The sequence below is a fragment of the Vibrio sp. 661 genome (genome assembly GCF_033339315.1).
GTDB classification, from domain to species: Bacteria; Pseudomonadota; Gammaproteobacteria; order Enterobacterales; family Vibrionaceae; genus Vibrio; species Vibrio alginolyticus.
In genome coordinates this window covers 54,453-65,489 of record NZ_JAWOUJ010000021.1, presented here as the reverse complement: position 1 = coordinate 65,489, position 11,037 = coordinate 54,453, and the positions used below count along the sequence as shown (strand labels likewise).

The following is an 11,037-nucleotide window of genomic DNA, read 5'->3' as shown; positions in this document are numbered from 1 at the left end:
TGGCGCTGGACTAAACAAAGGCCCCCTTTTAGGGGGCTCACACAAAGCCACCTTCTTTAGAAGGTGGTAATTTACTTCAGCTATCTAAACTAGATACGGATATTTACTGGGTGATTTGTTTGTAAAGCAATATAACGTAGTGAGTTACATTGCATAAAAGTTACTGTTTTTGTTGAACTCAGCTCAAAGCTAACAACTTCATAGTAGCCTTGTTGCGTAAAATTAAGTTAAAGTGCCATTATTATTCACAAAAAGTGTGTTTAAGAATTTTTTGTAGTGAAGGGTGTAATTAGATACTCAATAACAAAATATGGTAGTTCGACTGGTGAGTATTTGGGAACAGAATTATATAAAACTCAACTTAATAAGTAGTCGAAGATGGAAGATATCAGTTTAGCATCAGATTTAGTGATTTATCTGACTACGGTTGGAATTTTAGGTATATTTGCTTGGTTTTTGTTTGTTATTTATTTGAAATCCAAGTGGTTGAGGTATCTTGAAGATGCTCTTGATAATGGAGTTCGATACTACACTCTGAATATATTCTTATCAGGTCACGGAGTACTACAATATGGAACTGTTTTTCTGAGCACTTTTCATGCGAAACGATATAAAATGTTAGAGAAGAGGGATAAGGTTCCAATTCATATTCAACGATTGTTTGTTCTCTCATTCGTATTATTTATTTCAAGTGCATCATGTCTTTTGGCTGGAGTTATAATTCATCATATTTATATAGAATAAAGGTTATCTAACAAGATTATAGTAATTTGACCTGAATATTTCTATTTAATAGATAATTTAGAATGGACATATCAGTCTAAAGATTTAATTTTCTAGACTATACGGTTTACGCTTATATAGAGCCATTATATAACGGCAGAATATGCCGATAAAATGGTGATTACTAAGCTAACCGCCAAGGATGAGAACTTAAACGTTATCAAATTGTTAACGATTGCTATACTTAAACGGTCATCAACACAAGTAAAAGGGATGTTCAATGTTTAAGTTTAAGCAAATCGCACTTGCGGCTTCTTTGGCTGCACTCACAACAGGCTTTTCTGCGTCTGCGGAGGAAACGTTTGTCACGATTGGTACCGGTGGCGTAACAGGGGTTTATTATCCGACTGGTGGCGCTATTTGTCGCTTGGTTAACAAATCGCGAGAAGATCACGGTATCCGTTGTTCGGTAGAAAGTACTGGGGGATCGATTTATAACATCAACACTATTCGTGCTGGTGAATTGGACCTCGGTATCGCGCAATCAGACTGGCAGTATCATGCTTACAAAGGAACCAGTAAGTTTGAAGAAAGCGGGCCTTTTAAAGAGCTACGCGCCGTATTCTCCGTTCATCCAGAACCGTTTACTGTCGTTGCACGTAAAGACGCGAACATCAAAACTTTTGATGATTTGAAAGGTAAGCGCGTTAACATTGGTAATCCTGGTTCTGGTCAGCGAGGTACTATGGAAGTGCTAATGAACCAGTATGGTTGGAGTAACGACGACTTTAAGCTTGTCTCTGAGTTAAAAGCAGCAGAGCAATCAAAAGCACTTTGTGATAACAAAATTGATGCGATGATTTATACCGTTGGTCACCCAAGTGGAGCGATTAAAGAAGCCACTACGTCGTGTGATAGTAATATCGTAACGGTAGCTGGACCTAATGTAGAAAAACTGGTTGCAGACAACAGCTTCTATCGTGTCGCAAATGTCCCAGGTGGTATGTATCGTGGCACAGATAGTGATGTTCAAACCTTTGGTGTGGGCGCGACGTTTGTTTCTTCTACTGCGGTACCAGAAGATGTGGTTTATAACGTGGTTAAAGCGGTATTTGAAAACTTCGATGATTTCCGCCGTCTCCACCCAGCGTTTGCAAACTTGAAGAAAGAGGAAATGGTAAAAGACGGTTTATCTGCGCCTCTTCACCCAGGTGCGCTCAAATACTACAAAGAAGTAGGGCTGATTAAGTAAGCGTTACCTTCTCTTATTATTGATGTAAAACGCCATCTTTCTCGATCAATGCCACTCGTTTAACCGCGAGTGGCATATTTCTATTTCTCGTCATCCTGTACAGCGACGAAGGAGCGTGATACAGGATCTTCCATCCGAGCACTTTGTGATCAAAATGGTTTCATTAGCCGCTCAGTGTAGTGCTATTAGATTCCTAACCTCGCTGGAGTGACACAAAAAATCGTTAAGCCATCTGCATTAATCTTTCGCGCTGGCGTTTTTGTAGGAGTGTTATCCACTTGTACAAGTTTTGCTTAAACATAAACATCAATGAAAAAGTAGATAGTGATGAGAATAGAAGAAAGAGCAACAAACCCTTTAACATGATTGGGATTCAGTTGACGAGAGACACGAGCTGCAAGATACCCACCTACCAACGTACCGACCAAAACAACACTACCTGTCTGCCAGTCAATGGAACCATTGGCAACAAAAATCACGATAGCAATGAGTGAAACACACGTAGATACGAGCAATTTCAAACCGTTCATTAAATTAATGTCTTGGTGACCAGCTACTACCAGATAACTCAGAACAATAACCCCTAAACCTGCGTTGAAAAAACCACCGTAAGCAGAGACACCAACAAGTAGTAAACCCAACGCGATTGCTCCGAGTATGCCAGCATGTTTGTGCTCTTTCGCGACAGTTTTGATTAGCATTGTTAAACGAGAACCGGTGAGAAAAAGCACGGTGGCAAATAAGAGTAACCAAGGGATGGCTTCCATAAATAGCGATTCTGGCGTGTTGAGCAACAGATATGCTCCGACAGCGCCGCCGACTAAACTGAATGAGACTGTGAACAGCAGTTCATGCTTGTTCTTCATGATCTCTTCTCTGAACCCGACGGCTCCACTAATGTAACCCGCACATGAAGCATATGTGTTTGTTGCGTTAGCCATAATAGGAGGAACACCAACTGCCAATAGAGCCGGAAAAGTAATAAAGCTTCCGCCTCCCGCTATGGAGTTAATGATCCCACCAATTACGCCAGCAACGAATAAAAGTGCTAGTTCTAAAAGCATAAACAATCCTTGTTATGTTCTTTTTCATTGTTAGAGCTTCAGATGATCTAACCTACATGCTCTAATGTTCTGATATGAGGTTTACTTTACCCGCTCTAAAACAAAATTGTTCAGTTCTGTAACGTTTTTGATGACATGAACGGCTTTACTTTGAGAGTACCCTTCGAGACGATACATAAAGTCATCATTCCAGAATGCGGGGCATTGCTGAAGAACTTTGTAGCTTTGTAACGTTCCTTTCAGTACCGAACTACCATCAGGCCAACCTTCAGGTTTTATGAATAGTCCTTTAAGGAGACGTTTCGTCACAAACCAATAGCTTACGGAGTATGGTAGATCAATATAAATGAGAGTATCGGCTGCATCTAAACGAGCGTTGAAAGAGCTGATCGGTCCAAGGCCATCTATAATCCAACGATCTGAGCTTAGTATATTGCTATGGGCTTCATCAAAAACGTTACGCTCGACGGGATCACCGTTTGGTTTATAGACTATTGAATCTAATTGATGAAGAGGAAGACCGGTAGCAGACGCGATTGCTTTACTTACCGTCGATTTTCCACTGCCGGGTTTACCAAAAACTGCTATTTTTTGCATTGTGACCGCCTCCAAGAGAGCTTTTCCCATACGGTAGAGACAGAAAACCCACCGCTATGGGTGGGTTCGATAAATACTGAGCGCATCAAAAAATCCCACCATTCCTATGGAATGATGATAATTCGTTGGTTAAGTTGCGCTAAGTGTGTGTTCATACAATCACCTTCATATAACGACAGTGATTTGTCAATACCATCTGCACAATAAGCGAACGATTTGGAGGGCGGAAGATAAAGCCATCACGATGGATGGCTTTATCTAGGTTGAAAGAGAAAGCGATTACTGCTCAACGCTGACTAGCTGTGCTTTAAACTTTTGAATCAGCTTTACGATTAGTGGACTTGCCAATACCAATACAGCTAAAACAGTAAAGGTAAGGGTAATAGGACGCTCCCATAGGAAACTCAGTTCTCCATCTGAAATCATTAATGCGCGGCGTAAGTTCTCTTCCATTAATCCTCCAAGGATGAAGCCCAGCAATAAAGGTGCGAGCGGGAAGTTAGCGAGCCGAAGTGCAATGGCAGCCATAGCCACAATCAGCATCACGAACACATCCATAGTGTTAAAAGAGACCAAATAAACCCCGGTGATTGAGAAGAATAAAATCATCGGTAGAAGCACCGTTCTTGGAACCGCCAAAAGCTTTGAAATGTACGGAATCAATGGTAAGTTCAGGATCACAAGTACGATGTTGCCGAAGTACATGGAAATGATCACTGACCAGAACACATCTGGGTGTTCAACAAATAGGCGAGGGCCAGGTTGAATACCATAAGCGATCAGCGCACCGAGCATTATTGCTGTTGTACCAGAGCCCGGAATACCAAGCGTTAATAGCGGTACAAATGAACCACTAGATGCTGCATTGTTCGCAGACTCTGGCGCAACCAAACCACGGATACTGCCTTTACCGAACTCATCCTTTTTCTCTTTAGGTGCGAGGTTGCGCTCCATACCATAGCTTAAAAAAGCAGCAATGGTTGCCCCTGCGCCAGGAAGAACGCCAGTGAAGAAACCTAATATTGAAGAGCGAATTGAAACAGGCGCAACATCTTTGATTTCTTCCTTGGTCACTTTCATTGAGCCAATGTTGCTCAGCTTTTCTTGTTCTTCATCGCTGGTGTCTTTTGATGGTTTAAGGATGCCCATCAGTGTCTCACCCAGTGCGAATGTCGCCATTGCAAGCAACAAGAAGCTAAAGCCATCCATTAAATCCGTTAAACCGAAGGTAAAGCGTTCAACGCCTACGCCTTTATCGATTCCAACTGTAGATAGCATCAAACCAAGAATGGTCATCATCCACGCTTTGATTACCTGACCTTTCCCCGCAAAAGCCGCGACAGCTGATAACCCAAGTAGCATCAACGCAAAATAGTCCGACGATTGGAAGCTAAGGGAGACGCTAGCCAATGCTGGTGCGGCAACAAGCAACATAATGGCAGATAACGTTCCGCCAGTGAAAGATGAATAAGCTGCCAAAGCTAATGCTTTACCTGCTTGGCCTTTTTGGGCCATTGGGTAGCCGTCGAATGCTGTCACCACGGTTGAAGAACAACCCGGCGCGTTGATCAAAATCGACGATGTAGAACCACCAAATACCGCACCGTAATAAACACCCGCCATCAAAATAAGGCCAGAGGAGGGCTCTAGGCCATAAGTAATTGGGATCATCAAAGCAATGGCTGAGATCGGCCCAAGTCCAGGTAACATGCCGATAAATGTACCGACGAAGCAGCCCACGATCACCATCATAATGTTCATTGGCATTACTGCGGTGGATAAACCTTGTAGAATTCCATCTAACATAATTCAGTCCTTTCTTTGACTACCAGATGGTGAAAATCAAACCCGGTTCGAGATAGATGTCCAAACCTTGAGTGAGTAATAAGTAGAACGCGATCACGAATGGAAACGACGCGCCAAACAGAACGGGTTTACGTCTTTCCCCGAGCAGATAAAAGCCAGCCAATAAAAAGAAGCCAGTAGCTATCACAAAACCTAGATAAGTCAGGCCCACGCCGTAGAGCGCCATTAAAATTAAAAAGGCAATCAGTAACTTCCAATTGAAGGTAAGCACTGCGCCACTTTGTTTATCTGGTTGTCCTGTCACCAGCAATAGCAAAGAAAGGCCGACACCAACGTAAGTCAGGATGGTTGGCAGAGTACGTGCGGTGAATGGTTCATACTCATCACCTGGAAACAATGGAATCTGCGAGGTTTGATAACCGTAGCAAAGACAGAAGAGTAGAAAGATCATTGCGCCGACGCGGTCACGACAGAGCAAGTACTCTTTGGTGAAAAAGTTGGTTGAACGAGGCATATTCAACTCCTAACAAAAGTAAAAAAGACCGCATATGGACGTCAATGAATAAACTAAACCATTAACAATTAAGCATTTCGCTGCTAGTCGAGCCGCTTTGGGTATATAAACAAAGGAGTGTGCATGCCGATTGTCGACAATGTCCATATGCGGTGAAACTTAGAGTGCAAATACAATGGGGAAATACCAACCTACGTTATTCATTGAGGTTGGTATCTGAGGGACCCCAATTCGACTGTTACTTCAGGAAGCCTAACTCGCGCATTAAGTCACCCATCTGTTGCTCTTGATCTTCAAGAAACGCGAAGAATGCTTTATCCGCTTTATAGTTGTCGATCCAACCATTGCGGTCTCGAACGACTTGCCATTCGTCGGTGTTATACATTTTAGTAAATGCGGCATTCCATTCATCTAGCTTTTCTTGGCTTGTGCCTGGTGCTGCAAAGAATCCACGCCAGTTAGCAAAGACAGTTTCATTACCATATTCGGTGAGAGTTGGAATGTTAGGCGCAGCTTCTAAACGTTTTGGTGCTGTAATCGCTAACACTTTCACTTGCCCAGACTTAGACATTTCGAGTACTTCACCTAGCCCTGTAGAGAGCAGTTGTGTTTCGCCTGAAAGTAGGGCAGCCATGGCTTTTCCACCTGCATCATAGGCAATGTAACGAACTTTGCGCGCATCAAAACCTTCACCTTTGAAAGCCGCTGCTATAACCAAATGATCCATAGAACCACGAGCAGAGCCACCAGCAACCTTCACTTTACGAGGGTTTTCTTTAAAAGCTTTAACGACATCTTCCCAAGAGTTGTAAGGAGAATCGGCTGATGTAACAATGGCGCCATAATCGGCAACCGTTGCGGCAACAGGAGTCAAGTCGCGGAAAGATTGTGGGAAGATCCCACTGAGCGAGCGAACGACGATCGGTGTTGAGTTCACCATGAGTGTATCTTCTTGACGATCAGCCGTTTCAATCAAATGTGCGATTGCTTTGCCACCGCCGCCACCAGATAGGTTTTGAAATGATACGGTTTCGACGATGTCTGACTTTATTAATACATCACCAGTACCTCGGGCGGTCATGTCCCAACCGCCACCGGCACCTCCAGGGATAAGAAAGTGCATTTTTTCAATATCTGCAGCAAGAGCGTTGAATGAAAATGAAGCTGCGATGATTGAAGCGGCGAGCGTTGGTTTGAGTACCTTTAACATGTTCACGTTCCTTATGTTAGCGACTCTATTTAGTTGAGCCTTATTGTTTTTGCTCAGTTGTCATGCCTTGTAAGCGTTAAAGCTGAACTTGGTGTAAAGGTTAATTAAGTGTTAAATATCTGTCTGTAAAAGAGATATAAAGAGAATATTGAGCATTTCGGTTATTTTGTTCATAAAGTTCACGGCGAGAAGTTGGTGTTAGGTCACGCGGCTTTACGCTTTGGTAGGCCATAATAAAATGACGGAAAATGAACGAGGAAAAGAGAATGAAAGGGACGTGTTTGTGCGGCGCAATTGAAGTCATCGCTGAGGTTAAAAATGAGGTTAGCCTGTGCCATTGCTCTATGTGTCGAAAATGGTCGAGTGGCGCACTTCATGCGGTGCATTGTGGGCCTAACGTGACGTTTAAAGGTGGCGAACCTAAACGTTATCAGTCGTCAGACTGGGGAGTGAGGGGGTTTTGCGGTGAGTGTGGCACAAACCTTTTCTACCATTTGTTGCCGACAGGTGAGTACATTCTTTCCGCTGGTTTGTTCGATAACCCAGATTTCAAACTCACTTTAGAGATTTTTACCGATGAAAAGCCAGCTTATTATGACCTCAATTCCGCTTCACAAAAGATGACTTCGCAACAAGTCTTTGATCAATTTGTACCTAAAGAATAGTTTTTTATCCGATTATTGTTCGACAGCTGAGCTTTTAGTTTTTAGATCATAAGCTTAAAGGTTTATAAGTTGTCGACAATATGAACTCACCATTCTTTATTTCTGCTAAAAAAGGCACTTAATGGGCATTTTAGGCCCATTTAAATTACGACCTTAGTCTAAATTGTCGACAATTTACTTGATTGTCGACACTTTGATCGACTACTTTATATTCAGGTTAAGAAATTGTAGACATTTCGATGTCGGTAACAAGAGTATCTGAATATGAACTCTGAGTTGAAAGCTCGTTGTAAAGTGCTGGGTTCTGAGAAAGAACACACCAAATCCGAAACGCTGACCGAAACACTGATTGAAGTCATTGTTAATGGCGATGTGAAGCCTGGCCATAAGATATCAGAGCCTGAGCTAGCAAAGAAATATCAAGTCAGTCGTGGGCCTTTGCGTGAAGCATTGATGCGCTTAGAGGGGCTAGGGCTCATCGAGCGAATTCCTCATGTTGGGGCCAGAGTGACCACTTTTTCTCCGGAAAAGCTGATAGAACTTTATGCCGTTCGAGAAGCATTGGAAGGCATGGCAGCAAGGTTAGCTGCGCGACACATTACGCAAGAAGAGCTCTTAAGCTTGGAAATGCTATTGTCGACACATTCCAAGCATATAGACCAAATGGAAGGCGCGTCTTACTTCCATCAACATGGTGACTTTGATTTTCACTATCGCATCATCCAAGCGAGCAGAAACAGTAAGTTAATATCTCTGCTGTGTGATGAACTCTATCACTTATTACGGATGTATCGTTACCAGTCGCCACGTGCGCAATCTCGCCCGAATGAGGCGCTCACCGAACACAAATTCATTTTGGAAGCCATTCGCAATCGCGATGAAGAGCTTGCAGAAATGTTGATGAGAAGACACATATCAGGAAGTCGAAAGCTCATCCAATCTCAAATTATACATACAGAAAGTTTAGACAAAGACTAGAAGGAATTCGTCATGAGCTTAACACCGGGAGCGAAATTCAGACTCGCCATTGAACAAAATAATCCACTACAAATTGTCGGCACTATAAACCCGTATTGCGCCATGATGGCAAAAAACTTGGGTCACCAAGCGATTTACTTGTCTGGTGGCGGTATCGCAAATGCGTCATACGGATTGCCGGATCTCGGTATCACAACATTAAACGACGTTTTGGTTGATGTTGACCGCATCACTAACGCATGTGATTTGCCTCTTTTGGTTGATATCGACACGGGTTTTGGCGGTGCATTTAACATTGCTCGCACGATCAAAGCGATGGAAAAAGCGGGCGCGGCAGCGGTGCACATGGAAGACCAAGTCGCACAGAAACGTTGTGGTCATCGTCCGAACAAAGCAATAGTCAGCCAGCAAGAGATGGTTGATCGTGTAAAAGCCGCGGTTGATGCACGCAATGATGAAAGTTTCGTGATTATGGCTCGTACTGACGCGTTAGCTGTTGAAGGCATGGACAGCGCAATCGAGCGTGCGATTGCGTGTGTGGAAGCTGGCGCAGACATGATCTTCCCCGAAGCGATGAACAAGCTGGACCAGTACCTTCAGTTTTCAAATGCGCTTGAGCAAGCGACCGGAAAGCACGTTCCTATTCTGGCGAATATTACAGAATTTGGCGCGACACCGCTGTATGGCTGTGATGAGCTAGCGAAAGCAAAAGTGGACATGGTGCTTTATCCATTAAGTGCGTTCCGTGCCATGAACAAAGCTGCTGAAACGGTCTACAAACATTTGCTAGAAGTGGGTAATCAGGAAGCACTGGTTGATTCGATGCAAACACGTAAAGAGTTGTATCAGCACCTGAATTACCACGACTACGAAGACAAACTTGACCAGTTATTCTCTGAAGGGAAATAGCGGGGGAAAAGCAAAAATAAACGGAAGCCCAAGAAAAAGATAATCGGAATTTATCTCATCTAATAACGTGAAATTCGTTTGGCTAAAAACACCCCAGAGAGGGAAAAGTCAGACAGAAAAGGAGTTCAAACAATGTCTCAAACTGCAGAAAAGAAAGCAGAATTAGGTGGCGCAGGCCTTCGTGGTCAAAGCGCAGGAAGCACAGCTTTATGTACTGTCGGAAAAACGGGAACTGGTTTAACTTATCGTGGATACGATATTACTGATCTTGCGAACAACGCACAGTTTGAAGAAGTGGCTCACCTTCTGTTACGCGGTCACTTGCCGAATCAACAAGAACTTGATGCGTACAAGACACACCTACTCAGCTTTAGAGGTTTGCCAGCCGAGCTAAAACAAGCTTTAGAGTTGATTCCTGCAAGCGCACACCCAATGGACGTAATGCGCACGGGTTGTTCTGTATTGGGTAACCTAGAGCAGGAAATGAGCTTCGAGGAGCAACTGAAAGCAACCGAACGTATGCTAGCCTTGTTCCCTGCCATCATCTGTTACTGGTACCGCTTTAGTCATGATGGCGTGCGTATCAACACCGAGGATCAGACTGAAGATTGCATCGGTGGTTACTTTTTGCGATTACTTACAGACAAAGCGCCATCTGCGCTGCACAAACAAGTGATGCATTGCTCGCTTATTCTTTATGCTGAACATGAGTTTAATGCTTCTACATTCGCAGCACGCGTTTGTGCATCAACGTTGTCAGACATCCATTCTTGTATCACGGCAGCAATCGGTACGCTTCGTGGACCACTTCACGGAGGTGCGAACGAAGCGGCGATGGAAATGATTGAAGATTGGCAAACGCCCGACGAGGCGGAAGCGAACATCATGAAAATGCTAGCCAATAAAGACAAGATCATGGGCTTTGGTCATGCGATTTATCGTGAAAGTGACCCTCGCAACGCCTTAATAAAACGCTGGTCCAAAGAGTTATCGAAGCAAGTTGGTGATACACATCTATATGCGGTTTCTGAGCGTGTTGAATCAGTGATGAAGCGAGAGAAAGGTCTGTTCTGTAATGCGGACTTCTTCCATGCATCGGCTTACCACTTCATGGACATTCCAACCAAACTATTTACCCCAATCTTTGTGATGAGTCGTTTAACGGGCTGGGCTGCACACGTTTATGAACAGCGTGCCAATAACCGTATTATTCGCCCAAGTGCTGATTACACGGGCCCAGATCATCAAGAATGGGTGCCTATCGAGAATCGCTAGCGCGAAGGTCAACGAGGGCATTATATGCTTTGGTTGACCACCTC

General features: G+C 43.6%; 11 protein-coding genes. 6 read left to right on the top strand and 5 right to left on the bottom strand.

Annotated features, from left to right (window positions below; genetic code table 11):
• Positions 1-378 precede the first annotated feature (378 nt).
• Positions 379-744 (top strand): hypothetical protein, encoded by a 366-nt coding sequence (locus R7P69_RS22175; RefSeq protein ID WP_054575025.1) that lies wholly within the window; start codon positions 379-381, stop codon positions 742-744.
• A gap of 259 nt (positions 745-1,003) precedes the next feature.
• Positions 1,004-1,975: a TAXI family TRAP transporter solute-binding subunit gene (locus R7P69_RS22170; protein WP_005388171.1), complete on the top strand. Its 972-nt coding sequence runs from the start codon at positions 1,004-1,006 to the stop codon at positions 1,973-1,975.
• Positions 1,976-2,268: 293 nt separating this feature from the next.
• Here R7P69_RS22170 and R7P69_RS22165 read toward each other — a convergent pair whose 3' ends face one another.
• The 5 genes from R7P69_RS22165 to R7P69_RS22145 all read right to left on the bottom strand — a co-directional run bounded on the left by R7P69_RS22165 (position 2,269) and on the right by R7P69_RS22145 (position 7,166).
• Positions 2,269-3,039 (bottom strand): sulfite exporter TauE/SafE family protein, encoded by a 771-nt coding sequence (locus tag R7P69_RS22165; RefSeq protein ID WP_054728528.1) that lies wholly within the window; start codon positions 3,037-3,039, stop codon positions 2,269-2,271.
• A gap of 81 nt (positions 3,040-3,120) precedes the next feature.
• Positions 3,121-3,636: an adenylate kinase gene (locus R7P69_RS22160; protein WP_054728525.1), complete on the bottom strand. Its 516-nt coding sequence runs from the start codon at positions 3,634-3,636 to the stop codon at positions 3,121-3,123.
• Between the two features lie 279 nt (positions 3,637-3,915).
• On the bottom strand, positions 3,916-5,442 hold the full coding sequence (locus tag R7P69_RS22155; protein WP_238951943.1) for a tripartite tricarboxylate transporter permease: 1,527 nt from the start codon (positions 5,440-5,442) through the stop codon (positions 3,916-3,918).
• Positions 5,443-5,461: 19 nt separating this feature from the next.
• On the bottom strand, positions 5,462-5,956 hold the full coding sequence (locus R7P69_RS22150) for a tripartite tricarboxylate transporter TctB family protein (protein WP_005388179.1): 495 nt from the start codon (positions 5,954-5,956) through the stop codon (positions 5,462-5,464).
• A 238-nt stretch (positions 5,957-6,194) separates the two neighbouring features.
• Positions 6,195-7,166, bottom strand: coding sequence for a tripartite tricarboxylate transporter substrate binding protein (locus R7P69_RS22145; protein WP_213908116.1), 972 nt, complete (start codon positions 7,164-7,166; stop codon positions 6,195-6,197).
• A gap of 266 nt (positions 7,167-7,432) precedes the next feature.
• On the opposite strand from R7P69_RS22145, the gene R7P69_RS22140 reads away from it, so the two are divergent.
• The 4 genes from R7P69_RS22140 to prpC all read left to right on the top strand — a co-directional run bounded on the left by R7P69_RS22140 (position 7,433) and on the right by prpC (position 10,993).
• Positions 7,433-7,831 carry a GFA family protein gene (locus R7P69_RS22140; protein WP_017633774.1) on the top strand — a complete coding sequence of 133 codons (399 nt, stop codon included), beginning with the start codon at positions 7,433-7,435 and terminating at the stop codon, positions 7,829-7,831.
• 264 nt (positions 7,832-8,095) lie between these two features.
• Positions 8,096-8,809 carry a GntR family transcriptional regulator gene (locus R7P69_RS22135; protein WP_042523755.1) on the top strand — a complete coding sequence of 238 codons (714 nt, stop codon included), beginning with the start codon at positions 8,096-8,098 and terminating at the stop codon, positions 8,807-8,809.
• Positions 8,810-8,821: 12 nt separating this feature from the next.
• Positions 8,822-9,718, top strand: coding sequence for a methylisocitrate lyase (gene prpB, locus R7P69_RS22130; RefSeq protein ID WP_005388185.1), 897 nt, complete (start codon positions 8,822-8,824; stop codon positions 9,716-9,718).
• Positions 9,719-9,850: 132 nt separating this feature from the next.
• Positions 9,851-10,993 carry a 2-methylcitrate synthase gene (prpC, locus tag R7P69_RS22125; RefSeq protein ID WP_033906152.1) on the top strand — a complete coding sequence of 381 codons (1,143 nt, stop codon included), beginning with the start codon at positions 9,851-9,853 and terminating at the stop codon, positions 10,991-10,993.
• The last annotated feature ends 44 nt before the right edge of the window (positions 10,994-11,037 follow it).